The organism is Pseudomonas sp. XP2 (assembly GCF_053557975.1).
The window spans coordinates 142,245-165,879 of the sequence record NZ_JBNRIK010000009.1; the positions used below are offsets into that span (position 1 = coordinate 142,245).

The following is a 23,635-nucleotide window of genomic DNA, read 5'->3' on the forward strand; positions in this document are numbered from 1 at the left end:
GGCCTCAATTGCTACCGCGACGATTCAGCCGCAGTGAGCCGGGTGGCGGTTCGTTAAGCACTGCCCAGAATATCCCGAGGTCGGAAATGGCGGCGACGAATTCCTTGAAATCTACCGGTTTGACCACGTAGGCGTTGACCCCAAGTTCATAGGCACGCAACAGGTCGGGCTCCTCCCGCGAGGAGGTCAGCATTACCGTGGGGATGCTGCGCAGTTCGGCAGTGGCGCGTACTTCCTTCAGCACTTCCAGGCCATCGACCTTGGGCAGTTTCAGGTCCAGCAACAGCACGGCAGGGTTGCCGTCATCGCGTGTGGCATAGCTGTTGCGGCGCAGCAGGTAGTCGAGTGCGTCGGCGCCATCGCGCAGCACGATGACCTCGTTGGCCAACTGGCTGCGTTCCAGGGCCAGCAGGGTCAGTTCCAGGTCCCGGGGGTTGTCTTCGACCAGCAGGATGGGTTTGAGCATGATAGTAGCGGTGCCTCAGGTAGCAGTGTTTCGGGGGAGGGTAAAGTGGAAGCTTGCGCCCTGGTCGGTCTGGCCTTCTGCCCAGACCCGGCCATCATGGCGCTCGATGATGCGGCGCACACTGGCAAGGCCAATCCCTGTGCCCTCGAAGTCTTCCATGCGGTGCAGGCGCTGGAATACACCGAACAGCTTGCTTGCATAGGCCATGTCGAAGCCCACGCCATTGTCGCGAATGCAGATCTCGGTTTCGCCCGGATGCAGCACCGCGCTGATCGCGATGTGTGCAGGTGAACGGCCGCGCGTGTACTTGATTGCATTGGCGATCAGGTTGCGCAGCGCCAGGTTGATGAAGGCCGGATCGCCAATTACCTTGGGTAGCGGAGCGATGTCCCAAACGATTGCGCGGCCTTCGTAATCGGGGGCCAGCTCGCTGCGAATGGCATCGACCAGCGTATTGAGGTCCACGTCGGACAGGCGCAGGGCCGAGCGGCCCATCTGCGAGAAGTTGAGCAAGTTGTCGACCAGGCTACCGGCGAAGTTCGCCGCTTCGCCGATATGATTCAGGAAGCGCTTGCCGCGCTCGCTCAGGCCCTGGCCTTCCAGTTCGCCCAGCAGTTCGGTGTAGCCCGCGATGTGCCGCAGGGGGGCGCGCAGGTCGTGGGAAACACTGTAGGAAAACGCTTCGAGTTCCTTGTTCGAACGGCGCAGGTCACCCGCCAGCTGGGCCAGTTCTTCTGCTTTACGCAGGACGATGCCAAGCACGGCGGTGCGCAGTTCCAGTACGCCCTCGATCACCAGCGGGTCCCAAGGCTCGCTGTAGCCGCGCAGTTCTTCCTGCCAGCGTTCGAAACTGTGCCGCGGGTCGAGGTTGCCCTGCGGCCCGACCTGCTTGATCGGCTGGCCCGCCCAGTTCACCGTGCGCACTTGCTCTGGCCGGAACCACAGCAGGTAGTGCGAGTGGATCTGCGAGATGGCCACCGCCAGTACGCCGCCGGCATGGGCAGCGAGCTCGGGCAGGTCAGTGATGTCGCGGCGCACGTTGTCACTGTGGAATACAGTGTCTTCGCCGCGCTGGCCAAGCCAGTGCACCAGCGCGGTCACCTGGGCTTCAGGCGGCGTCTGGCCGATCAGGTCACAGCGTTCGGCCGAGATGACGGCGGCGCCCTGGGCATCGGCAAAAGCCAGCAACACCTGGGGCAGGTCACGCAGGCCATCACTGACGCTGTCGTGGTCGGCCATGGACGAAATCATGCGCACGATGTGTTGGCGCAATGCCAGCAGCTTGCGCGTGTTGGCATGGGACTCGCGCGATTCGATCTGCAGCGACAGCACACTGGCCAGCAACTCGCAGGCTGTGCGGGTACGCAGGTCCACCGCGCGCGGCTGTTGATGGTGGCAGGACACCAGCCCCCACAGCTCGCCGTCGACCACGATCGACAGCGACATCGAAGCCAGCGTACCCATATTGCGCATGTATTGCAGGTGCACCGGCGAGACACTGCGCAGCGCGGCAAAACTCATGTCCAGTGCCTTGCCGGTGCGTGGGTTGAGCGCCGGGAGCAGGGGCGAGGGTTGATAGTTGGCATCCTCGATCACGCGGATGCGGTTGACCCGGTACAGTTCGCGCGCCTGGCGCGGGATGTCTGCAGCCGGGAAGCACAACCCCAGGTAAGCGGGGTAACCTGGGTCAACCGCCTCGGCCAGTACCTGGCCGTTGCCCTCGGCATCGAAACGGTACGCCTTGACCCGGCCAAAGCCGGTAATGCGCTTGAGCTGCAACACCGTTTGCTGCAGCAGGTCTTCGAGGCTGCTGGCCAATTGCAGGCTGCCGACAAAGTTGCGCACCAGCGGGTAATAGTCGCCTTGCCCCGCCAGTTCCGGCGATAAACACGGAGGTTCGAATTCGGCAATCAGTACGTCGTCGTGGCCGTGCACCAGCAAATGCAGCGGGGTGCCGTAAGGCGCACCTTGGGACAAGCGCACATCCCCGATGTGAAAGGGGAAGATTTCATCTTCAGGCAGCCGTGCCAGTTGCGTGTGCAGGTCAAAGCCATCGTTGACCAGGTTGGCGAAAGGGCAACCGATCAGTTCACGGGCCGGCAAGCCCAGCCAGTGCTCGACGTTTTCACTGGCCTGCAGCACGCACAGGTCGATGGGGTCCAGCACCAGCAGAAAACCGTGGGGCTGGACGCTGCTCGGCACGTGGATAGGTTCCCGGGCACAGCGCTCCATGGCTTCTGCCAGCGTGGTGTCTGCAGTCATCAATGAAAACGCTCCTGTCATGTCCGTCCATGTATGGCATAGGCGCCTGGCGCTGGATGAACGCTCTTCAGCCTACCAGAAACCAGGCACATTTACCGGCCCTCGGCCATTGGAGACATGGAGTTCGCCTGTGGTTCTGCGCCGTTTCGGGTTTTTTTTAACGGGGCGCTATCGCTTTATCGCTAATACCAAAAAACGGTTGGGTGCCACCGTCGTTGCCCTGCCTCACTGCTACGCTCTGTTCAGGACGTTTCGACAAGGATAACAAGGTGACGGAGCGCTTAATGGCAGCGGTATTGGGCCTGTTGTTCAGCGGCAGTACCGTAGCAGCGGATTTTCTCGTGGAAGTGCGTGTGCTGGTGCAGCGCGGTTGCATGCTGGTCAACCAGCCCCGCGACGCGGGTGCCCAGGCCCTCAGGCGCATTGACCTGGGCTCGTCGGCACGCCTGGACGGCCCCGGCGCGCCGATGAGCGGTGTTTTGCTCAGCCAGCGTCCCCCGCGCCTTGAATGCAATCCGGACACGCCGTATCAGGTGCGTGTCGATGGTGGCCAGCATGGTGGCGCCGGCGAGCTGCGCTACCTGGCCAGCGACGACCGCACGGCTCGGCCCATCCCCTATCGCTTGTACCGCGACGCTGCCTGGCGTGAGCCGCTTGCGGTAGGGGTCGCCCAGTCGGCAAGGGTGCCGGGCAGTGGCTCGGTGGAGCTGCCGTTGTACGCACGCATCGACAAACTGGCGTGGGTGCCGAATGCAGGGGTTTACGCCGACCTGCTTAAAGTCACGGTCACCTGGTAGGGACGCCGCCATGCTCAAGGACGCCACGCCATGAACCGCATCTCGATCTTGTTGCTAACCCTTGGCCCGCTGCTGGTTCCCGGCGGTGAGGCGCACGGCAGCACCACCGGTTTCATCCAGGCGCGGTTGGTGATCAGTGCAGCCTGCCAGATCAGCAGCAACGACACGCAACCGGCTGTGCTGGGCAACCCAGGGGTGCTGGATTTTGGCGAGCGCGGCCCGAACTGGGACCAGCCCCTGCGCAGCCGGGTTGATGAGGCGGGCGGCGCGGGCACCCTGCAGATCAGCTGCACGCCCGAAGTGCGGGCCTTTAATGTACGGATCAATGGTGGACTGAATGGCGACGACGGGGTGCGCCGGTTGAGTAATGGCCGAGAACTCATCCCTTATCAACTGGCGGTCGACCCAGGCGGTAATAGCCGCTACGCCATCGGCCAAGCGCGTGCTTTTACCATCAACAGCACCCAGCAGGTGCCAATCCCGATTTATGGCGTGGTAGTGGCACCAGCGCGTGCACTGCCGGCCGGGCTGTACCGCGACACCCTCAGAGTGACCCTGGACTGGTAACCACGCAAGGAGACTCCGATGCGAACGAACCTTACATGCTGCATGCTCGCAGGCCTGGGCCTGGCCTTGGCTTCACAGACCCAGGCCGCCACGGTGACCGGCAGCATCAACTCGACCCTGACGCTTATTTCGGCGTGCCAGGTAAATGGTAGTTCGGGGACGTCGGGGCTCAACTTCGGTGCCTTGAACTTCGGTACCCAGGATGCCTTGTTCGTCACCGCCAATGCCCAGGTGCTCGGCGGCGGCGGCGGTGCCATGAGCATCCTGTGCTCGGCGGGTACGGTGCCTGCGATCAAGGTGCGCGCAGGCCTGCATGACGGCCAGTCGAGCGGTGGCACGCGTGCGCTCGCCGATGGGGCCGGCAACTTTGTGCCGTATGACCTGTACACCGACACCGGGCGCACGACCTTACTGGCCATTGACGGCACCATCACCCTGCCGACCAGCACGGGCGTGGCCCAGACCGTCAACCTCTACGGCAAGGCCGTGGGCAAGGCGGGCCTGCCTGCAGGAGTCTACAGCGACACCATCTCGGTCGAACTGTCGTTCTGAGCCATGCGCGGCTGGCTGGCAGGTGGCATGACCGGAGTCGGCATGCTGTTGGCCGCCCCGTTGGGGGCGGTGACCACCAGTACCTTCACAGTCACAGCGCAGGTGGTTGCCGGGTGCCTGGTGGTGGGCGGTGTCACCAGTTACGGCACGCTCGATTATGGCTCGCAGTCGGCGCTTTCCAAGGGGTTGCTCAGCACGTCGCTGGGTGGCACTACAGTGACCTTCCAGTGCACGCCGGGCGTGGCCATGAGCATGAGCCTGGACGGTGGGCAGAACAGTGCCAGTGGCACACGCAATTTGAAGCGCACCTCCGGCACGCAAGTGCTGGCTTACCAGTTGTACCGGGACGCGGCCTACAGCCAGAGCCTGGGCATCGGCCAAAGCGTGGCCGTGAGCTATTCCGACCCGACGGCGATCAAGCTGCCGGTCTACGGGCGGGTCCAGCTGACCGGCGTGCTGCCGGCTGGGACCTACACCGATGTGGTGCAAGTGACGGTGACCTGGTAATCGCCAGCGCCACCAACGACAAGTGTCTAAGGAGAGCTGCATGCGGGCAGGCGCGAAGTGGGCGCGTGGATTGATAGGCTTGTTCTGGCTGGCGAGCCTGCCGGCCGGGGCAGCCACCTCGGTGCTGATCTGGCCGATCGACCCGGTGCTGGAGGCCGACCAGAAGGCCGGTGCACTGTGGCTGGAAAACCGGGGCACTGCGCCGGCCAACCTGCAGGTGCGGGTATTCGCCTGGCGCCAGGGTGATTATCAGGAGCAGTTCCAGGCGCAGCGCGAGATCATCGGCAGCCCGCCTGTCGCGAACATTGCCCCCGGGCAAAAGCAGCTGATCCGCCTGACCCGAACTGGCCCTTCACCTGCCGGCCAGGAGCAGGCCTACCGCATCATCATCGACGAGATCCCGCCCGCCATCCCGGTCGACAAGGCCGAGCCCGGTGCCACGGCGGCGATTCGTTTGCAGATGCGTTATTCGGTGCCGCTGTTCGTTTATGGCGAAGGGCTGTGGGGTAAGGCCGACCCTGAAGGCAAACGCAATGCCGAGGGCGTGGGCAAGCCGCAGGTCAGCTGGCGGCCGGTGACGGTGCAGGGCAAACCTTACGTTGAACTGCGTAACACCGGCCCCGTGCATGCGCGGCTGACCGATGTAGTGGTGCAGCAAGGCAGCCAGAGCAAGCCACTGGCTGAAGGCCTGTTGGGCTATGTGCTACCGGGCGCCAGCATGCGCTGGCCTGCTCCCATGGCGGCCTCCAGCGGCAGCGTGCTGAAGGGCAGGGTCAATGGCCAGAGCGCAGCGGACGCCATCCGCCAAGGCCAATGAGTCAACGATTGAATGCAGTGCAGGGGCCAGGGAGGACCCGGCAATGGTTGGAAACCGTGTGTGAAATGGCTCTTGGCGACGACGCGCCGCAGGTGCCTGTTGCTGGCCATGGCCAGCCCGGTGCTGGCGCTGGCCGACGACCTGCCCCCGCCACCCACGGAGATGTCCGCCATCGCCGACGCTACCCTGTACCTCGACCTGGTGGTGAACCAGATGCCAAGGGCTGAACTGGTGCCGGTGCAGCAGCGGGCCGGGCAGTTGTACCTGGGCAGCGAGGTATTGCGGGCAGCCGGTATCTCGTTGCCGGGCAACCCCCAAGGCGAGGTAGCCCTGGAAAGCATCGCGGGGCTACACACCGACTATGACAGCCAGAACCAGCGTTTGCTGTTGCAGGTACCGCCGGCCTGGTTGCCAGACCAGCAGGTGGGTGATCGCAACCTGTACCCGGCCAGCGACGCGCGCAGCAGTTTCGGCGCCCTGTTCAATTACGACCTCTACCTGAACGACACCGATGAAGGCGGCACCTACCTGGCAGCCTGGAACGAGCTGCGCCTGTTCGACAGTTGGGGGACCTTTTCCAGTACCGGGCAATGGCGCCAGTCATTCAATGGCGCGCAGGCGGACGATACCCGCCAAGGCTTCATGCGTTACGACACCACCTGGCGCTTCACCGACGAACAGCGCCTGCTCACTTACGAAGCCGGTGATTTCGTGACCGGGGCCTTGCCATGGAGCAGTTCTGTGCGGGTAGGCGGCGTGCAGCTGTCGCGCGACTTCGCTGCGCGCCCCGATCTGGTCACTTACCCGTTGCCGGCGTTCGCAGGCGAAGCAGCGGTGCCGACATCGCTCGACCTGTTCATAAACGGGTTCAAGTCCAGCACCACCGAGCTGCAGCCGGGCCCGTACACCCTGACCAACGTGCCGTTCATCAATGGTGCCGGGGAGGCGGTGGTGGTCACCACGGACGCCCTGGGCCGGCAGGTGTCGACCACCTTGCCGTTCTATGTCACCAGCAGCTTGCTGCAGAAGGGCCTTTCTGACTACTCGGTGGCCGCCGGTAGCCTGCGGCGTGATTACGCCGTGCGCGATTTCAGCTACGGGCCGGGTGTTGCCTCGGGCAGCCTGCGCTACGGGCTCAGCGACACCTTCACCCTGGAAACCCACGCCGAAACAGCCGAGTCGCTAATGCTTGGCGGCTTGGGCGGCAACATGCGCCTGGGCACCTTCGGCGTGCTCAACGCCGCCTTGGCGCAAAGCCGCTTCGACGGTGACACAGGCCACCAGGTTGCCCTCGGTTACCAGTACAACAGCCAGCGCATCGGCTTCAGCTACCAGCGCCTGCAACGCCGCGGCGACTATGCCGACCTGAGCCGGGTCGACTCCCAGGACATGCAACTGAGCAAAAGCAGCGAACAGGTCACCCTCAGCCTCAACCTGAACGAGTACGGCAGCATTGGCGCCGGTTACTTCGACGTGCGCGCCGGGGATGGCACGCGTACCCGGCTGATCAATCTGAGCTACAGCAGGCCGCTATGGGGCAGCAGCAGTGTGTACCTGTCTGCCAACCGTGAAGTGGGTGACAGCCAGTGGGCCGTGCAGGCGCAACTGGTGATCCCGTTCGACCTGCACGGCACCCTGGCGCTGGGCATGGAGCGCAGCAAAGAAGGCGAGACCCTGCAACGGGTGAACTACAGCCATGCGGTGCCGGCGGGTGTCGGCGTCGGCTACAACCTGGGCTATGCGGCAGGCAGCGACCGTGATGCCTACCGGCAGGCAGACGTCACCTGGCGCTTGCAGTCGGTGCAGTTGCAAGCCGGTGTGTATGGCAGCAGCGGCGAGATGACACGCTGGGCCGATGCCAGTGGCTCCCTGGTGTGGATGGATGCCGGGGTGTTCGCCGCCAACCGCATCGACGATGCCTTCGTGGTGGTCAGTACCGCAGGCTACGCCGATGTGCCGGTGCGCTATGAAAACCAGGAGGTCGGCCGTACCGATGGCAATGGGCACTTGCTGGTGCCGTACAGCAGCGGTTACTACCGTGGCAAATATGAAATCGACCCCATGGACCTGCCGCCGGACGTCCTCGCGCCAAGCGTCGAGCAGCGGGTGGCGGTACGACGGGGCAGTGGCTACCTGCTGGAGTTCCCGCTCAAGCGTGTGATGGCGGCCAGTGTCGAACTGGTGGACAGCAACCAGCAGGCGCTCAAGCTGGGTAGCCGCGTTACCCATGCTGAAAGCGGCAGCCAGGCGGTGGTCGGTTGGGATGGGCTGGTGTACCTGGAGAACCTCTCGCCGCATAACAGCCTGCAGGTAGAGGTTGAGGGTGGTGGACATTGTGAGGTGGCCTTCGACCTGCCCAAGGCTGAAGGTTCGATCCCCCTGATTGGCCCGTTGGTATGCAGATGAAGACGGGTTGGCGCATGTTGTCGGCCGTTATACTGCTGCTGTGGGCTGGCTCGGCCTGGGCCAAGTGCACGGTAGTGTCGACCTTGCCGGTGCTGTTCGGCGCAGTCAATTCGACCCAGGTACGCCTGGCCAGCCAAGCCGCCTCTACCAGCAACGCGGGCTTGCAGTGCAACGGAACGGTGCTGAGTGTGCTCAGCAGCAGTGACTCGTTCAAGCTGACCGTGACCCCGGCCACTGGCGGGTTGGTAGGGCCTACCGGTGATGTTATCCCTTACACCCTGTATGCCGATGCCACCACCAACTTCCCGATTACCCGGAATGTAGCCTTCGAGTTTGGTCGCACCGGTATTCTCGACCTGCTCGGCCTGCTCAACGGCACGCCCAAGGCGGTGCCGCTCTATATCCGCACACAGATTGGCAGTAACGTTGCAGCGGGGTTGTACCAGGAAACCCTGTCGCTGGGGTGGGCATGGAACTATTGCGAAGGGATTGCCATCGGTGGGCTTTGCATCGGGCGTGACAATAGCGCTGGCTCTGCGAGCCTTACCGTGAGCCTGACCGTGACGAACGACTGCCAGATCACCACGCCTGACATCAATTTCGCCAGCGCCCCGGTGGTGGCCGGGTTCGGCACAGTAAGCCAGAGCCTGAGCGTTTCGTGCACCAAGGGCAGCAGCTATACGGTGGGCTTGAATGACGGGCAGAACGTGGCCAATGGCCGCCGGCGAATGAAGTCGGCGGCCAACAACTACCTGGCGTATGACATCTTCAAAAGTTCCGGGACGGTGCGCTGGGGTTCATCGGGTGCCGCCAGACGCTCCAGCACGGATGCCGACGTAAACCCCGGCGCGGGTACAGGCACGGGTAGCCAGGTGTTCAACTACAACGCCAAGGTCTATACCGACCAGGCTACACCGCCGGCAGCCACCTATTCCGACAGCGTGATACTGGATGTGCAGTTTTGACTGAACCCCATTCCTGCCTCGGTTCCCTGTAGGAACGGCCTTGTGTCGCGACAGGGCTGCGCAGCAGCCCCGAGATGGCAGACCCAGCACCGATTGCCGGGGCCGCGTGAGGCAAGGCTAGCGCAAGTCGCCAACCATCTCCGCCAGGGTCTTCAGCACCGCTCCGGCCAGTGCCTTCGAGCGCGCCCCCGACCAGCCGGCAACCGCATCGGGCGCGTCGTCGTGGTCCTTGAACGGCATCTCCAGCGTCAGCGACAGGCAGTCATGGGCCATGCCCACGGCATTGCAGGCCAACGTGGTATTCGCCTGCCCGGGCTCGTCGCGGGTATAGCCGTGCACGGTCTGGAAGTCGCGGGTCACGCTGCACAAAAGGCTGCGGAACTGCTCTTCGAGTTTTGCCAGCCGTGGGGTGTAGCCCGGGTTGCCCTCACAGGCGGCGGTGAATACGTGCGGAATTTCTTCGTCACCATGCACGTCAATGAACGCATCCACGCCGTACTGCTTCATCTGCGCCTGGGCGAAGAATACCTCCGGCGTCAGCTCGACGCTGGCGTCCTGCCAGGCACGGTTGAGGTCCTTGCCCTTGAAATTGGTGCGCAGGTGACCGAGGAACGCGCCGTCGGGGTTCATGTTGGGGATCAGGTACAGGTCGGCCTTGGCCAGCAAGCCCTGGAGCACCTCGTCGTTGGCTTGCAGGCGGTCGATCACGCCTTCCATGAACCATTCGGCCATGTGCTCACCCGGGTGCTGCTGGGCAATCAGCCACAGCTTGCGCTTGCCAGCCGCGCCATCGCCGGCTCGCAGCAGGGGAATATCGCGGCCCTGCACACTGCGACCGCTGGCCAGCAACTCGACCCCAGGGATTTGGCGAGCACGCTCGATCAGCTGGTTGTGACGCGCGCGTGGGTAGGGTTCGAAGTAGGCGAACCAGATCTGGTCCTGCTCCGCTGTCACTTCGAACGACAGCGCTGTGCCGTCGAACTGGCTGGGCACGCGGAACCAGGTTTGCTGGTCGTAGGAGGCCACCGCGTTGTAACCGCTCCAGGCGTTTTTGTACGAGGAGCCGGAAGCGTTGTCGAGGCTGAAGCGATGGACCTGGCCCGGCGTCAGTCCACTGACCTTGAAGTGGAACCACTGGTAGTGGCCGCTGTGGGTATCCGGCCGGATGGCCAGGTGCACCTGGGCAGGGTTGCTGGCATCCAGTACCTGGATGTTGCCGGAATCGAAAGCGCAGTCGATCTGCAGGGGGGACAGCGTCACGGTCATGTGCCGGGCTCCTTTGCGGGCGTTGTTGTAGGGGTACTGTACACGGCTTGGCAGGGTTACTGCGCGCGATCAGGTGATACGCGGGCCCTGCGCGGGTACGCTCGCTGGGCTGAATGCGCTTTAACGTCACTGTCATACGGCCATGGCAGCATCCGGGTCCCCCTTCGCACAGGTGAAACCACAGTGCACTCCGGCCTGACCCGCAAGCCCTTCATGCTTCGCACAAGCGACATGCGCAGCGATGATTTCGGTGCCCTGTTCACCCAGATGTTCGGTAGCTTGTATGCCGACATGCCGCCGCTGGCCCAAGGCATCAGCATTGGGGGCGTGTATGGGCGCTTCGAAGGCATGAGCGTGCGCCGCATGCAGTACGGCGGCGATTTCAGCATCACCCTGCCCACACCACAGGATGAGATCACCTTCGTGCTGCCCACCGCTGGCAAGATCATTTTCGATCACCGGGGCGAGTCGATTGGTGGTGCCCACGTGGGGCTGGCGGTCGACAAGCGCGACATTCGCACCGTGCGTTTTGCCGAAAACCATGCCCAGTGCGGCATGTCGATACGGCGCGCGTTGTTTGCTGAGCGCTTGTCACTGTTGTTGGGCCAGCCTTTGGCGGCACCGGTGTGTTTTGCTCCAGTGGTCGACCTGGCGTTGCCGGTGTTCCAGGGCATACGTGCGTTGCTGGAAATGGCCACCGGTACGCAGTTCGACCAACTGATCAATACCGGCATGCTGATGCCCACCCGGCTGCAGGAAATGGTGGTGGATGCGGTGCTGGAGGCGTGGCCGCACACCTATAGCGATGCTTTGCGCAGCCCCGCACCTGCGTTGGCGCCGCGCCATGTGAAGCTGGCGATGGCCTATCTGCACGAGCACCCGGCGCGCTTGGTCAGTGGCACTGAGCTGGCGGGGTTGGTCAATGTCAGCCTGCGCGCCTTGCAGGATGGCTTTCGCCGTTTTGCTGGCACATCGATTGTGGGTTATCAGCGGCAGGTACGGCTGGAGAGCGCGCGCCAGGTACTGGCGCGCGGGGAGGGCGGGTCGGTGGCCGAAGTAGCCTTGCGCCATGGGTTCAGCAACGCGGGGCGTTTTGCCCAGTACTTCCAGCAGGCGTTCGGGGTAAGCCCGGCTGAGTTGAGGCGCGGCAGGTAAGGCCTGATACCAGTCAGTAAAGCCAATTGGGGCTGCAAAGCGGCCCCAATGATATGGTTTAGAACGCGTAGCTGGCCTTGAGGCTGCCACTCACCCCGTGGCTGTCGCCTGCGCCCATCGCCGCCACTTCGCCGCCCACACTCAACGCACCCAGGTTGGCCATCAGGCTCACCCCGCCAGTAAACTGGTCGCGGTTGTCGAACGCCGCACGTTGCTCGATATCCAGCCCCAGCAGATGCCCCTGGCTGTCCACTTGCTGATCCCCCAGGGCATGTTCGTAACCCACTTCCACCCCAGGCACCCACTGCCAGCTGCCGACGGGGATGGGCGTGAAAGACGCCTTCAGGTTGGCCCCTGCACTGCGGCGGGTTGCCTTGAGGTCGTCCACTTGCAGGGCCAGTTCGCTGCCTTTCTCGGTAAAGCCGTTCAGGTCGACGTGGCTGGCCCGCACGCCAATGCTCGGCTCCAGCACCACGCCATGGGTGGGCAGGCGATAACCCAGCGCCAGGCTGGCGCCAGCCAGCGTACCGTGGCTGTCACCCTTGGCCGTGCCCAGGCCGCCGCCCAGTTCGCGTTTGCTGGAGTAGTCGAGCCAGCCACCCCTGATGTCGGCATCGATGAACAGTCCGTGCTCCAGGCCGCCAGGGGCGAAGCGTGCGCCCAGGCTGAGGAAGGTCAGGTCGGTATCGGCCTCGCCACCGGCCCCGCCCACCTTGCCACGGTTATAGCCAAAACCGGCATGGCCGCTGAGCTGCTCGGAAAAGCGCTGGGTCATGCCCACCATCAACCCCTGGCTATGCTCGTTGCTGCTGGCCGCATGGGCTGAGCCGTCAGTGCCGAGGTAGCCGGCCAGCGCCGTGCTCCACAGGCGCGCCTGGCCGGCCTTGAGGCCGCTGCCGTCGGCAAAGGGCGAAGCCGCACGCTCGACCATGGCGCCCTGGCGCAGCAGGTAGCTGGCGGCATCCGCGTGCACCTGGCCGCCAACGGTCGAGGTCACGCCGCCCAAGCTGCCGGCATCGATGGCCGATTGCAGGTAGTAGTTGTAGGCGCTGTAGCTGCCCGACAGCGAGGTGTCCTGCAGCTCGCGCAACAATTGCGCACCGGCTGCAGCGTTGCCCAGCAGGCCTGCCTCGCCGGGCAGGGAACCATAGCGCACCATCTTGCCGCGCAGCACGTAGATCGTTTCCTGGCTCAGGCCCAGGCCCTGCTTGAGGTAGTTGTCCATGTTGCCGTAGTTGGCGCTGATTTCATCGAGGCCAGCCTGCAGGTAGCTGGCTTCGACCCCCAGCAACGGTGCATAGATTTCGGCCATGCTCGCCGGCATCGCCGCCAGCGTGGCAGCCACGCGGGCGGCGGTGTAGCCGTTGGTGGCCAGGTAGTTACTCATGATGCTGGCCTCGTCCACCCCGGCGATGCTCAGCAGCACCGCTGCCGTCCAGCCGGTGCGGTCCTTGCCCGCGGTGCAATGAAACAGCGCGGCGCCATCGGCAGCCGCCAGTTCGTTGAACAGCACGGCAAACTGGCCACGCATGCCGGCGTCGCTGACGAAGGCGCGGTTGGTCTCCTGCATCATCGCCCGCGCCTGTTCTGCGCTGCTGAAGGAAATGTTGGTGATGTTGGAGCCCGATGTGGTGCTGCCAATGATGTCGATGTTGGTGTAGCTGGCGCCGCCCGGCAGCGTATCGGGCGTGCTGGCGATTTCGCTTGGGGTGCGCAGGTCGTACACATTGCTGATACCCAGGCCATTGAGGGTGGCCAGGTCGGCGGCGGTCGGGGTAAGGGCGTTGGCACGGTAGAACACGCCCGCCCGCATTGTGCCGTCATGGCTGGTCGGGTAGGCGCTGGTGGTGCCGGCGAGGTCGCGGAAATTATCCATACCGGCCAGGCGTGGGGTGGCGAGCGCTTCGGCGGCATGGGCGGTGGAAATGGCAAGGGTAAGCAGGGACAGGGAGCAGAGCACACGTTGCAGCACGGATCAGGCCTCAGGCAGTGGGTTAGGCTGTCTACTGTCCTGGGGCAACATGAAACTGAATGTTACATTTTGCGGTGATGTGCAAAGGCTTGCGCGATCTGTCCTTGTTTTGCGTCTTCTGTCCCGGCGACTGGGGCGCAAAGCGCCCCGTTAATCACACACTGGCCAGACCTGGAACGCAGGGTTGCTTTCATTTCGGCTGAGGCGAGGGTTTGCCTGTTTTTGTTTTTTTGCATATTAGCTTATGAATTTAATTACTTTTATTTATTTGATCTAGCCGGCTACATTCGCAGTTTCTTCAACCTGCAAGGAACTGCGGATGTCCATTCGATCTCGCCTGCTGCTTTTCGCGGCTGCCACACTGCTGGCTACTCAGGCATTTGCCAGTGACCGCCTGACCCTGCGCATCGGTGACCAAAAAGGCAACATGCGCGCCCAGCTGGAGGCAGCCGATGCCCTGCGTGACTTGCCTTACGACATCCGCTGGGCCGAGTTCCCCGCTGCCGCGCCTTTGGCCGAGGCACTGAATGCCGGCGCGATCGATGCTGGCATCATTGGCGATGCACCATTGCTCTTCGTGCTGGCCTCTGGTGCGCCGGTCAAGGCCATTGCCGTGGACAAGTCCGACCCGTATGGCACGGCGCTGCTGGTGCGCCCCAACGCAGCGCTGCACAGCGCTGCCGACCTCAAGGGCAAGCGGATCGCCACGGGCCGTGGCTCTATAGGCCACCACCTTGCGTTGAAGGCGCTGGATCAGGTCGGGCTCAGCGAAAAGGACGTGGAGTTTCGCTTCCTCGGCCCCGTCGACGCCAAGATCGCCCTGGCCAATGGCTCGGTGGACGCCTGGTCGACCTGGGAACCCTACACCGCGCTGGCCGAGCAGAGCGGCCAGGGCAAAGTGCTGGTCAACGGTCGGGGGTTGTCCAGTGGCAACAGTTTCCTGGCCGCCACCGACAAGGCGCTGGGTGATCCGGCTCGCAAGGCCGCATTGCAGGACTACCTTGTGCGCCTGGCCGGCGCCCAGGTCTGGGCTTACCAGCATCTGGACAGCTATTCACAAACCCTGGCTGCGATCATCGGCTTTCCGCAGGATGCTGCCCGCCTGCAGTTCGAGCGGCGCCAACTGGTTTGGCAGGCGATTGACGCGAAGACCATCGGCGAACAGCAGGAAACCGCCGACTTTTACCACGCCCACGGCCTGATGAATCAACGCCTGGACGTGGCCCCGACCTTTGCCAGTGGCTTTAGCGTGCCCGCCCCTGACTCACTGGCCCAACATTGACCCGGAGACGTCCCATGCTGCACCGCAAACGCCTGCGCCACCTGGCCCTGGGCCTGCTGCTCGGCTGCCTGCTGCCGTCGCTCGCCAGCGCCGATCAGACCCTGCGCATCGGTTACCAGAAATCCTCAACCCTGCTGACCTTGCTCAAGGCCCGTGGCACCCTGGAGCAGCGCCTGCAGGCCGAAGGTATCCGCGTCAGCTGGCACGAGTTCCCCAGTGGCCTGCCGCTGCTGGAGGCGCTGAACCTGGGCAATATAGACCTGTCGGCGGATGTGGCCGACACCGTGCCTGTATTCACCCAGGCAGCTGGCGCCAAGCTCACCTATTTTGCTCGTGAGGCGCCATCCCCCTCGGCCCAGGCCATCCTGGTGCCAGCCGACTCGCCGCTCAAGACCCTGGCCGACCTCAAGGGCAAGCGTGTGGCGGTGACCAAGGCGGCGGGCAGCCATTACCTGTTGATCCAGGCCTTGGCCAAGGCCGGTCTTGGTTTCAAGGACATTACCCCGGCGTACCTGATTCCCGCCGACGGCCGGGCGGCGTTCGAGAACGGCAAGGTCGATGCCTGGGTCACCTGGGACCCGTATGTGGCCAGCGCCCAGCGCCAGCAGAACGCGCGCATCCTGGCCGATGGCAGCGAGCTGGCGAGTTACCAGCGCTACTACCTGGCCGGTAGCGATTACGCCAAGGCGCATCCTGAAGTGCTGCAGCAGGTGTACCAGGCGCTGCGCGAGATCGGGGCCTGGACCAAGGCCAACCCTGCAGCGGCTGCCCGGGTACTGGGGCCGCTGTGGGGCAACCTGGACAGCGCGACGGTGCAGCAGGCCAATGGCCGACGCAGCTATGACGTGCAGCCGGTGCAACTGGGCAACCTGGGTGAGCAACAGCGTATTGCCGATGCTTTCTACCGCGAAGGGCTGCTGCCCAAACCGGTGGATGCGCGTGCGGTGACGGTGTTCGAGCCGCACGCTGCTGACTGAGGATACGCGCGAAGAGGCCGGTGCCGACAGTCTGTAAACTGAGGGCTACTTGAAGAACTGACTGGGCGTAGTACCGAAGTGGCGTTTGAACATGCTGGCAAAGGCACTGGGGCTGTCATACCCCAGTGCCCCCGCCACGTCGATGATCCGCTCGCCCAGGGCAATCCGCTCCAGTGCCTGCATCAGCCGCGCCTGTTGGCGCCACTGGCCGAAGGTCATGCCGGTTTCGCTGCGGAACAACCGCTGGATGGTCTTCTCGTCCACCCCCAGTTGCTGGCCCCAGTCGGCCACGGTGGCGTTATCGTCGGGCCGCTCTTGCAATCCCGTGCAAATCACCCGCAGGCGCTTGTCGCTGGGTTGCGAGAGCTTAAGCGGCAAGGTCGGCAGTACGCTGATCTCGTCGAGGATCAGGCGCATTACCCGGGCTTCGCGCGAGTCCTCGGCAAAGGGTGCGGTAAAGCCCACCGAAGCCTTGATCAATTCGCTGAGCAGCGGCGAGATGCTGATGGCCTTGCTCTGCAGGGGCAGGCCCGCTGCCGCATCGGTGCGCACGAACACACTGCGCATCTTCACATCGCCCACGCAGCGGATGGCATGCACCTGGCCGCAAGGCATCCACACCCCGCGGCTGGGTGGCACTGTCCAGCATTCGTTGCCGGACTCGACGATCATCAGCCCTTTGATGGCATAGATCAGTTGATGCTTGGCATGGGTATGGGGCTCGATGAACCAGTCGCTGGGGTAGTCCGTTGCACGGCTACCCACTTCCCAGGTCCACTGATCGACCTCCACCAGCAATTCGCGCTGCGGTTTTACCATCGTGACCTCGTATAGATGCAGCCTGGCAGCGCCACTTTAGCAGCAGCGGCTGGGCGGGGCCTTCGAACGGGTTGCTGGCAACAGCGCGGTTACCAGGCCCAGCAGCGGCAGGAACGCGATCGCCTGGTATACCCACTCGATGCCATGGCGGTCGGCCAGCTCACCCAGGCCGGCGGCACCAATGCCGCTGATGCCGAACATCAGCCCGAACATTACCCCCGAAACCATGCCGACCCGGCCCGGCACCGCTTCCTGGGCATACACCACCAGCGCCGCGAAAGCCGAGGACATTACCAGGCCGATGGCCACCGCCAGTATCGCTGTCCAGGCCAGGTTGGCGTGGGGCAGGGCGAGGGCAAAGGGTGCCACGCCAAGAAACGAAACCCAGATCACCGCCTTGCGCCCGATGCGGTCTCCCACCGGGCCACCGGCAAAAGTGCCCAATGCCACGGCTGCGAGGAACACGAACAGATACAGCTGGCTGTGTTGCACGCTCAGGCCGAAGTGCTCGATCAGGTAGAAGGTGAAGTAGTTGGTGAACGAGGCGATGTAAACAAACTTGGCGAACATCAGCACGGCGACCACCACCACGGCGCGCCACATGGCGCCCCGCGACAGCCCGGGGGCCTGCTGGCCGGCGAAACGCTTGAGCCGGGCCTGGCCGTGGCGCATGCTCCAGCCGGTCACCCGCAGCAGCACCAGCACGGCCAGCGCAGCCGCCAGCATGAACCAGGCAATGGCCGGCTGGCCGTGTGGTATGACGATGGCAGCGGTCAGCAGCGGGCCGAGGGCGGAGCCTGTGTTGCCACCCACCTGGAAGGTCGACTGGGCGGTGCCGAAGCGCCCGCCTGAGGCCATGCGGGCCACCCGCGAAGCTTCGGGGTGGAAGGTTGCCGAACCTACGCCGACCACCGCAGCAGCCACCAGCAGCATTTCATAGCTGCCCGCGAAGGCGAGCAGGGCGATGCCCGCCAATGTCACCAGCATTCCGGCTGGCAACAGGTACGGTTGCGGGTGCTTGTCGGTGTACATCCCGACCCAGGGTTGCAGCAGAGAGGCTGTTACCTGGTAGACGAGGGCGATCCAGCCGATCTGGGCAAAGCTCAACGCGAAGTCGCTTTTCAGCATCGGGTAGATCGACGGCAGTACGGCCTGGATCAGGTCGTTCAGCAGGTGGGCGAATGCGGCAGCACCGACGATACGGACTACAAAGCCCTGAGGTTGGTCGGCAGGCGGGGCGGCGGCCAAGGCGGCGGAAGTTGTCATGGGCAAGGTTCTTCTGTGGCAAGGGAACAAGGCATTGCCGCCGCAGGTTAGCCAGTACCCAGGTTGCCTGTCTCCCGCCGAACAGGCAGCCACTGTCGCGTTTCGGGCATCCGTGCCCGCACCGCTGTTCCAACCCCCGCTGGTAGCTCAGAGACCCAGCTCGCTCAACCCGGGGTGGTCATCCGGGCGCCGCCCCAGCGGCCAGTGGAACTTGCGCTCGGCTTCGCTGATGGGGTGTTCGTTAATGCTCGAGTGGCGGTTCTGCATCAGCCCATCGTCGGCGAACTCCCAGTTCTCGTTGCCGTAGGCGCGGAACCATTGTCCGCTGTCGTCGTGGTACTCATAGGCATAGCGCACGGCAATACGGTTGCCGGTGAAGGCCCACAGCTCCTTGATCAGGCGGTACTCCAGTTCGTGGTCCCATTTGCGGGTGAGGAACGCCTCGACCTCGGCACGCCCACGGGGGAACTCGACGCGGTTGCGCCAGACCGTGTCAGGGGTATACGCGAGGGCGACTTTGGCCGGGTCGCGGCCGTTCCAGCCATCTTCGGCCAGGCGCACCTTTTCGATGGCACTTTCGTGGGTGAAGGGCGGTAGTGGTGGTCGGGACATCGGCGTACTCCTCAGGTCGTTTGGTTTTTAGCAGGTTAGCTGCCGGTGCCTGGACAGAGAATGGATGTGCGCGACACTTCATAATTGCGGTGCGTGGAACAATACAGGCTTGTGAACGAAGCCATGGCCTTGCCGCGCGCAGTCGGGCCTGGCTGTGCGGCAGTGGGCCGCAAGGCGGCCCTCAATGCCTGTATCAAGGCTGAAAAGTTGGGGTGTCAGTCCCAGACCGGCGCCAGGCCGTCAGGGCTGACTTCTCGGCCATTGCGTTCGAGTGTGGCGATGCGTGCCATGTCGTCGGCGCCCAGCTTCAGGTCACGGGCAAGCAGGTTGCTGGCCAGGTTTTCGCGTTTGGTCGAAGACGGGATGACCGCGTAGCCCAGCTGCAGGGCCCAGGCCAGCGCAACCTGGGCGACGGTGGCCTTGTGCTTGGCTGCTATTTCGGCCAGTAGCGGGTCTTTCAGAACCTTGCCGTAGGCCAGGGTCATGTACGAAGTCACGGTAATGCCCTGTTCATTCAGAAATGCTGCCAGCTTGCTGTTCTGCAAGTACGGGCTCAGCTCGATCTGGTTGGTGGCAATTTCGCCTTTGCCGACTACATCAATGGCCTGGCGGGTCAGCTCGATATTGAAGTTGGACACACCGATCTGGCGTGTCAGCCCCAGCTTCTTCGCTTCGGCCAGCGCAGTCATGTATTCGCGCAGTTCCACGCCGTTGCCCGGCGCCGGCCAGTGGATCAGCAGCAGGTCGACGTAGTCGGTGCGCAGCTTCTCCAGGCTCTCGCGCAGGCTGGCAATCAGCTTGTCGGCGGCATAGTTGTCGACCCAGATCTTGGTGGTGATGAACAGCTCGTTGCGCGGCACGCCACTTTCGGCGATGGCCTGGCCGACTTCGGCTTCGTTCTTGTAGATCTGTGCGGTGTCGATGGCGCGGTAGCCCAGCGCCAGGGCCGACTTGACCGAGTCGATGACAGTTTGGCCAGTGAGGCGGAAGGTGCCGAGCCCGAAGGAAGGAACGCTCATTGAGTTACTCCTGAATAGTGGGGGAAATCATGTGACGGCCAGTGTGCAGGTTCGCAAGGCAGCGAATAAGCCGCTGCTGCGTCAAAGTCATTTGAACTGTAGGCAAGAATGATTCCGCGCACATCTGTTCAGAGCGTGAGGTAGCGCAACGGCAGGTTTAACTTGATTCGAGTCGTAAGGCCCTTCAACGCCAGGGGCCAGGAACGAAAAAGCCCGCCGGGTGGCGGGCTGTTCGCTGGAGCGGGACGATCAGCGGCGGCGGAACAGCGGCAGCGGCTCGTCGGTGGCGGCCTGGTAGGTCACCGAGAAGTCCTTGAGGCTTTGCAGCGCGTCTTCCGGGTCCTTGTCGGCCCGGATGGCGAACGCATCGAAACCGCAGCGGGCCATGAAGAACAGCTGGTCGCGCAGTACGTCGCCGATGGCACGCAGCTCGCCCTTGAACTTGTAGCGGTCACGCAACAGGCGCGCATTGGAATAGCTGCGCCCGTCGGTGAAGGCCGGGAAGTTGAGCGCGATCACCTGGAAGTACTGCACGTCTTCGCCGATTTCTTCCGCTTCTTCGTCGCTGTCCAGCCACACGCCCAGGCCGCCGTCGCGGGCCTTGAGCACATGGGCGTGGTCACGCCACAGCTGCAGCGGCACGATGTAGTCGTCGCAGTTGGTCAGCTCGTCGAACGAGGTTTCCTTGGGCAGCAAGTGCCAGGTTTCGTCGACGATCTGGTTGTTCTTAATGATTCGCTGCATAGACGCGTTCCTTGAAGGGGTCGATGCCGATACGCTGGTAGGTGTCGATGAAACGCTCTTCCTCGGTACGTTGCTCGACGTACACGGCGATCAGCTTCTCGATCACATCGGCCATGGCATCCTGGGCGAAGGACGGGCCGAGGATCTTGCCCAGGCTTGCGCCGCGCGCAGCATTGCCGCCCAGCGACACCTGGTAGAACTCCTCACCCTTCTTGTCCACGCCGAGGATGCCGATGTGGCCCACGTGGTGGTGGCCGCAGGCGTTCATGCAGCCAGAGATGTTGAGGTCGATTTCGCCGATGTCGAACAGGTAGTCCAGGTCGTCGAAACGGCGCTGGATGGACTCGGCGATCGGGATCGACTTGGCGTTGGCCAGCGAGCAGTAGTCACCGCCCGGGCAGCAGATGATGTCGGTCAGCAGGCCGATGTTCGGGGTGGCGAAGCCGCTTTCGCGCAGCTCCAGCCACAGCGCATGCAACTGACGCTGCTCGACATCGGCGAGGATGATGTTCTGCTCGTGCGAGGTGCGCAGGAAACCGAAGCTGTAGCGCTCGGCCAGGTCGGCGACGGCGTCCAGCTGCTTGTCGGTCAGGTCGCCCGGGGCAACGCCGGTAGGCTTGAGCGACAAGGTCACGGCCACGTAGCCAGGGCGCTTGTGGGCGCGGGTATTGCGCGAGCGCCAGCGGGCGAAGCCTGGGTTTTCTGCGTCCTGGGCGGCGTAGTCGACATTGTCGAGGGCCAGGTACTCCGGGTCGACGAAGTGGCGCGATACGCGTTGTACTTCGTCTTCGGTCAGGGTGGTACTGCCGCCGCGCAGGTGGACCATTTCGGCCTCGACCTTCTCGGCAAACACTTCAGGTGTGAGCGCCTTGACCAGGATCTTGATCCGCGCCTTGTACTTGTTGTCACGGCGACCGTAACGGTTGTACACGCGCAGGATGGCGTCCAGGTAGCTGATCAGGTCTTGCCACGGCAGGAATTCGTTGATGAACGAGCCGACCACCGGGGTACGGCCCAGGCCGCCGCCAACCAGCACGCGGAAGCCCAGTTCGCCAGCAGCGTTGCGCACCGGCTCCAGGCCGATGTCGTGCACTTCGATGGCGGCGCGGTCTTCCTGCGAGCCGTTGATGGCGATCTTGAACTTGCGCGGCAGGTAGGCGAATTCCGGGTGGAAGGTGGTCCACTGGCGGACGATCTCGCACCATGGGCGCGGGTCGATGATTTCGTCTGCGGCCACACCGGCGAACTGGTCGGTGGTGGTGTTGCGCAGGCAGTTGCCGCTGGTCTGGATCGCATGCATCTGCACGGTAGCCAGCTCGGCGAGAATGTCCGGAATGTCTTCCAGTGCCGGCCAGTTGTACTGCACGTTCTGGCGCGTGGAGATGTGCGCGTAGCCTTTGTCGTAGTCGCGAGCGATCTTCGCCAGGGTGCGGACCTGGCGGGCGCTCAGCTGGCCGTACGGCACGGCGACACGCAACATTGGTGCGAAACGTTGGATGTATAGGCCGTTCTGCAGGCGCAGAGGGCGGAATTCTTCTTCGCTCAGCTCACCGGCCAGGTAGCGGCGGGTCTGATCACGGAACTGCTTGACGCGGTCCTCGATGATCCGCTGATCGTACTCGTCGTATACGTACATAAAAGTCCTGTCTCAGGCATGCAGCTATTCGCGCGCACGGCCGCGCACTCCGGTACGGAGCCGTGGAACGATATCAGGTTGCGGTTATGCGCTAAAGTGATGTTTTTGCATATGAAAAGAACCAAATGGACTATGTGAGACTGACTGCCATTTGTACGCCGGGCGCAGCCAGGTGGTTATAATCCGGCGTTTGCTTCGCAGAGATGTGACCCCATGCTCAAGGCCCTGTGCCAAAGCTTGTGTCTTGCCCTGCCACTGGCGGCAAATGCGCAGCCGGCCTCGGTGGTGTTCCTCAATCCGGGGCTGTCCACCGAGACATTCTGGACCAGCTACACCCGCTTCATGCAGGCCGCTGCGGACGAACTGGGCATGTCCCTGCGCGTTGAGTACAGCGAGCGCCGAGCCGACCGGGTGCTGACCCAGGCCCGCGCGATCTTGAGTGGGGCGCAGCGGCCAGACTACCTGGTGCTGGTCAATGAGCAGTACGTGGCACCGGAAATCCTGCGCCTATCGCGAGGTACCGGGGTCAAGCTGTTGCTGGTCAACAACGGCCTGACCGCCAGCCAGGCCCGTAGCATACAGGCCCAGCCGGACAAGTACGCCGAGCCCCTGGGTACCCTGATGAGCAACGATGAGCAGGCGGGCTTCCAGATGTTGCGCCTGATGGTCGCGCAACTGCCTCGCGACGCAGGGCCGGTGGACCTGGTGGCCTTTGCCGGGCTCAAGACCACACCGGCCTCGCAGTTGCGCGAGGAGGGCATGCGCCGCGCCCTGGCCGACTTCCCTCAGGTGCGCCTGCGTCAGGTGGTATACGGCGGCTGGAGCCGCCAGCGTGCCTATGAACAGGCGCAGCAATTGCTGGAGCGTTACCCGGCCACCCGCCTGGTGTGGTCGGCCAACGACGAGATGGGCTTTGGCGCCATGCAGGCGTTCGAGGAAGCAGGGCACACACCGGGGCGTGATGTGCTGTTCGGCGTCGTCAACAGTTCGCCTGAGGCCTTGCGTGCGCGCATCGATGGGCGCTTGAGCGTGCTGATGGGTGGGCATTTCACCCTGGGTGGCTGGGCCATGGTGATGCTGCACGATGATGCCCACGGGGTGGCGCTGAACCGCGACGGCCAGCGTGTGCACAGTGCCCCGGTGTTGCAGGCGATCGATCAGGCCAAGGCCAGGCGGTGGCTGAAACTGCTGGAGCGGGACGACTACGGCGTCGATTTTCTGAATTACAGCGCCGAAGGGCAGCCGGCCAGTTACCAGTACCCGTTCCTGACGTCACCGGTCGAGTATTGAAAGACCCTGCTTGAGGGAAGGGCATTGCTCGTCTTAACTGCTGGTTGTGAAGTGCATTCCCATAACCACTACAAGAGGCAATGCAATGGGAAACTCAACCAAGGTCCGCAAAGCTGACAGCAGTGTCGACGCCTGGGCGATCCTCTGCCTGATCGTCCTGGTGGTGGTCACTGCCGTGTATTGGGTCAGCCACCAGTAGACTTCTCTTTCAGACCGTGATGTAGCAACAGCGCCTGCGGGGGGATGTCCTGCGGGCGT

21 protein-coding genes are annotated in these 23,635 nt (G+C 63.6%); 11 read left to right on the top strand and 10 right to left on the bottom strand.

Going from position 1 to position 23,635, the window contains the following annotated elements; genetic code table 11:
- Positions 1–4: 4 nt before the first annotated feature.
- Both ACK1VC_RS12640 and ACK1VC_RS12645 read right to left on the bottom strand, forming a co-directional pair.
- Positions 5–466, bottom strand: coding sequence for a response regulator (locus ACK1VC_RS12640; RefSeq protein ID WP_016485929.1), 462 nt, complete (start codon positions 464–466; stop codon positions 5–7).
- A gap of 15 nt (positions 467–481) precedes the next feature.
- Positions 482–2,728 carry an ATP-binding protein gene (locus tag ACK1VC_RS12645; RefSeq protein WP_197884456.1) on the bottom strand — a complete coding sequence of 749 codons (2,247 nt, stop codon included), beginning with the start codon at positions 2,726–2,728 and terminating at the stop codon, positions 482–484.
- 269 nt (positions 2,729–2,997) lie between these two features.
- On the opposite strand from ACK1VC_RS12645, the gene ACK1VC_RS12650 reads away from it, so the two are divergent.
- The 7 genes from ACK1VC_RS12650 (at position 2,998) to ACK1VC_RS12680 (ending at position 9,339) form a co-directional block, all read left to right on the top strand.
- Entirely contained in the window at positions 2,998–3,525 is a 528-nt protein-coding gene (locus ACK1VC_RS12650; protein WP_191087472.1) for a Csu type fimbrial protein, read from the top strand.
- A gap of 30 nt (positions 3,526–3,555) precedes the next feature.
- Positions 3,556–4,092, top strand: coding sequence for a Csu type fimbrial protein (locus ACK1VC_RS12655; protein ID WP_095114812.1), 537 nt, complete (start codon positions 3,556–3,558; stop codon positions 4,090–4,092).
- A gap of 18 nt (positions 4,093–4,110) precedes the next feature.
- Complete coding sequence (locus ACK1VC_RS12660) at positions 4,111–4,644, top strand: Csu type fimbrial protein (protein ID WP_191087473.1); 534 nt, start codon at positions 4,111–4,113, stop codon at positions 4,642–4,644.
- 3 nt (positions 4,645–4,647) lie between these two features.
- Positions 4,648–5,151 carry a Csu type fimbrial protein gene (locus ACK1VC_RS12665; RefSeq protein WP_016485934.1) on the top strand — a complete coding sequence of 168 codons (504 nt, stop codon included), beginning with the start codon at positions 4,648–4,650 and terminating at the stop codon, positions 5,149–5,151.
- A 40-nt stretch (positions 5,152–5,191) separates the two neighbouring features.
- Positions 5,192–5,968, top strand: coding sequence for a fimbrial biogenesis chaperone (locus tag ACK1VC_RS12670; RefSeq protein ID WP_016485935.1), 777 nt, complete (start codon positions 5,192–5,194; stop codon positions 5,966–5,968).
- Positions 5,969–6,076: 108 nt separating this feature from the next.
- Complete coding sequence (locus ACK1VC_RS12675; RefSeq protein ID WP_191087857.1) at positions 6,077–8,374, top strand: fimbria/pilus outer membrane usher protein; 2,298 nt, start codon at positions 6,077–6,079, stop codon at positions 8,372–8,374.
- Positions 8,371–9,339 carry a Csu type fimbrial protein gene (locus ACK1VC_RS12680; RefSeq protein WP_031312590.1) on the top strand — a complete coding sequence of 323 codons (969 nt, stop codon included), beginning with the start codon at positions 8,371–8,373 and terminating at the stop codon, positions 9,337–9,339. The genes ACK1VC_RS12675 and ACK1VC_RS12680 overlap by 4 nt, the downstream gene beginning before the upstream one ends.
- Before the next feature lie 117 nt (positions 9,340–9,456).
- Here ACK1VC_RS12680 and ACK1VC_RS12685 read toward each other — a convergent pair whose 3' ends face one another.
- On the bottom strand, positions 9,457–10,605 hold the full coding sequence (locus tag ACK1VC_RS12685; RefSeq protein ID WP_060518824.1) for a M14 family metallopeptidase: 1,149 nt from the start codon (positions 10,603–10,605) through the stop codon (positions 9,457–9,459).
- 183 nt (positions 10,606–10,788) lie between these two features.
- Here ACK1VC_RS12685 and ACK1VC_RS12690 point away from each other — a divergent pair, with 183 nt between their 5' ends.
- Complete coding sequence (locus ACK1VC_RS12690) at positions 10,789–11,760, top strand: AraC family transcriptional regulator (RefSeq protein WP_191087474.1); 972 nt, start codon at positions 10,789–10,791, stop codon at positions 11,758–11,760.
- 58 nt (positions 11,761–11,818) lie between these two features.
- Here ACK1VC_RS12690 and ACK1VC_RS12695 read toward each other — a convergent pair whose 3' ends face one another.
- Positions 11,819–13,732 carry a tyrosine-protein phosphatase gene (locus tag ACK1VC_RS12695; protein WP_191087475.1) on the bottom strand — a complete coding sequence of 638 codons (1,914 nt, stop codon included), beginning with the start codon at positions 13,730–13,732 and terminating at the stop codon, positions 11,819–11,821.
- A 325-nt stretch (positions 13,733–14,057) separates the two neighbouring features.
- On the opposite strand from ACK1VC_RS12695, the gene ACK1VC_RS12700 reads away from it, so the two are divergent.
- Together ACK1VC_RS12700 and ACK1VC_RS12705 are read left to right on the top strand one after the other, a co-directional pair.
- A complete protein-coding gene (locus ACK1VC_RS12700; RefSeq protein ID WP_411911061.1) occupies positions 14,058–15,014 on the top strand; it encodes an ABC transporter substrate-binding protein in 957 nt (318 codons plus the stop codon).
- A gap of 14 nt (positions 15,015–15,028) precedes the next feature.
- Entirely contained in the window at positions 15,029–15,991 is a 963-nt protein-coding gene (locus tag ACK1VC_RS12705; RefSeq protein WP_060518820.1) for an aliphatic sulfonate ABC transporter substrate-binding protein, read from the top strand.
- Positions 15,992–16,036: 45 nt separating this feature from the next.
- On the opposite strand, the gene ACK1VC_RS12710 is transcribed toward ACK1VC_RS12705, so the two are convergent.
- The 6 genes from ACK1VC_RS12710 to ACK1VC_RS12735 all read right to left on the bottom strand — a co-directional run bounded on the left by ACK1VC_RS12710 (position 16,037) and on the right by ACK1VC_RS12735 (position 22,087).
- Positions 16,037–16,810: an AraC family transcriptional regulator gene (locus ACK1VC_RS12710; protein WP_016485943.1), complete on the bottom strand. Its 774-nt coding sequence runs from the start codon at positions 16,808–16,810 to the stop codon at positions 16,037–16,039.
- A gap of 36 nt (positions 16,811–16,846) precedes the next feature.
- Complete coding sequence (locus ACK1VC_RS12715; protein WP_016485944.1) at positions 16,847–18,076, bottom strand: MFS transporter; 1,230 nt, start codon at positions 18,074–18,076, stop codon at positions 16,847–16,849.
- A 147-nt stretch (positions 18,077–18,223) separates the two neighbouring features.
- On the bottom strand, positions 18,224–18,688 hold the full coding sequence (locus tag ACK1VC_RS12720) for a nuclear transport factor 2 family protein (RefSeq protein ID WP_016485945.1): 465 nt from the start codon (positions 18,686–18,688) through the stop codon (positions 18,224–18,226).
- Between the two features lie 215 nt (positions 18,689–18,903).
- Entirely contained in the window at positions 18,904–19,707 is an 804-nt protein-coding gene (gene dkgB, locus ACK1VC_RS12725) for a 2,5-didehydrogluconate reductase DkgB (RefSeq protein WP_023047804.1), read from the bottom strand.
- 249 nt (positions 19,708–19,956) lie between these two features.
- Positions 19,957–20,451: a DUF934 domain-containing protein gene (locus ACK1VC_RS12730; RefSeq protein WP_016485947.1), complete on the bottom strand. Its 495-nt coding sequence runs from the start codon at positions 20,449–20,451 to the stop codon at positions 19,957–19,959.
- The gene (locus tag ACK1VC_RS12735) at positions 20,435–22,087 is read right to left on the bottom strand and encodes a nitrite/sulfite reductase (protein ID WP_016485948.1); all 1,653 of its coding nucleotides are present in this window, start codon (positions 22,085–22,087) and stop codon (positions 20,435–20,437) included. The genes ACK1VC_RS12730 and ACK1VC_RS12735 overlap by 17 nt, the downstream gene beginning before the upstream one ends.
- A gap of 213 nt (positions 22,088–22,300) precedes the next feature.
- Here ACK1VC_RS12735 and ACK1VC_RS12740 point away from each other — a divergent pair, with 213 nt between their 5' ends.
- Complete coding sequence (locus ACK1VC_RS12740; RefSeq protein ID WP_016485949.1) at positions 22,301–23,377, top strand: ABC transporter substrate-binding protein; 1,077 nt, start codon at positions 22,301–22,303, stop codon at positions 23,375–23,377.
- Positions 23,378–23,635: the final 258 nt, after the last annotated feature.

What these genes read in the sequence shown, in the direction of transcription:
- ACK1VC_RS12730 (WP_016485947.1), bottom strand. Translation starts at nt 20,451, where the DNA reads ATGCAGCGAATCATTAAGAACAACCAGATCGTCGACGAAACCTGGCAC.
- ACK1VC_RS12660 (WP_191087473.1), top strand. Translation starts at nt 4,111, where the DNA reads ATGCGAACGAACCTTACATGCTGCATGCTCGCAGGCCTGGGCCTGGCC.
- ACK1VC_RS12715 (WP_016485944.1), bottom strand. Translation starts at nt 18,076, where the DNA reads ATGACAACTTCCGCCGCCTTGGCCGCCGCCCCGCCTGCCGACCAACCT.
- ACK1VC_RS12675 (WP_191087857.1), top strand. Translation starts at nt 6,077, where the DNA reads ATGGCCAGCCCGGTGCTGGCGCTGGCCGACGACCTGCCCCCGCCACCC.
- dkgB (WP_023047804.1), bottom strand. Translation starts at nt 19,707, where the DNA reads ATGAGCGTTCCTTCCTTCGGGCTCGGCACCTTCCGCCTCACTGGCCAA.
- ACK1VC_RS12645 (WP_197884456.1), bottom strand. Translation starts at nt 2,728, where the DNA reads ATGACTGCAGACACCACGCTGGCAGAAGCCATGGAGCGCTGTGCCCGG.
- ACK1VC_RS12670 (WP_016485935.1), top strand. Translation starts at nt 5,192, where the DNA reads ATGCGGGCAGGCGCGAAGTGGGCGCGTGGATTGATAGGCTTGTTCTGG.
- ACK1VC_RS12680 (WP_031312590.1), top strand. Translation starts at nt 8,371, where the DNA reads ATGAAGACGGGTTGGCGCATGTTGTCGGCCGTTATACTGCTGCTGTGG.
- ACK1VC_RS12665 (WP_016485934.1), top strand. Translation starts at nt 4,648, where the DNA reads ATGCGCGGCTGGCTGGCAGGTGGCATGACCGGAGTCGGCATGCTGTTG.
- ACK1VC_RS12720 (WP_016485945.1), bottom strand. Translation starts at nt 18,688, where the DNA reads ATGTCCCGACCACCACTACCGCCCTTCACCCACGAAAGTGCCATCGAA.
- ACK1VC_RS12685 (WP_060518824.1), bottom strand. Translation starts at nt 10,605, where the DNA reads ATGACCGTGACGCTGTCCCCCCTGCAGATCGACTGCGCTTTCGATTCC.
- ACK1VC_RS12735 (WP_016485948.1), bottom strand. Translation starts at nt 22,087, where the DNA reads ATGTACGTATACGACGAGTACGATCAGCGGATCATCGAGGACCGCGTC.
- ACK1VC_RS12655 (WP_095114812.1), top strand. Translation starts at nt 3,556, where the DNA reads ATGAACCGCATCTCGATCTTGTTGCTAACCCTTGGCCCGCTGCTGGTT.
- ACK1VC_RS12710 (WP_016485943.1), bottom strand. Translation starts at nt 16,810, where the DNA reads ATGGTAAAACCGCAGCGCGAATTGCTGGTGGAGGTCGATCAGTGGACC.
- ACK1VC_RS12740 (WP_016485949.1), top strand. Translation starts at nt 22,301, where the DNA reads ATGCTCAAGGCCCTGTGCCAAAGCTTGTGTCTTGCCCTGCCACTGGCG.
- ACK1VC_RS12640 (WP_016485929.1), bottom strand. Translation starts at nt 466, where the DNA reads ATGCTCAAACCCATCCTGCTGGTCGAAGACAACCCCCGGGACCTGGAA.
- ACK1VC_RS12705 (WP_060518820.1), top strand. Translation starts at nt 15,029, where the DNA reads ATGCTGCACCGCAAACGCCTGCGCCACCTGGCCCTGGGCCTGCTGCTC.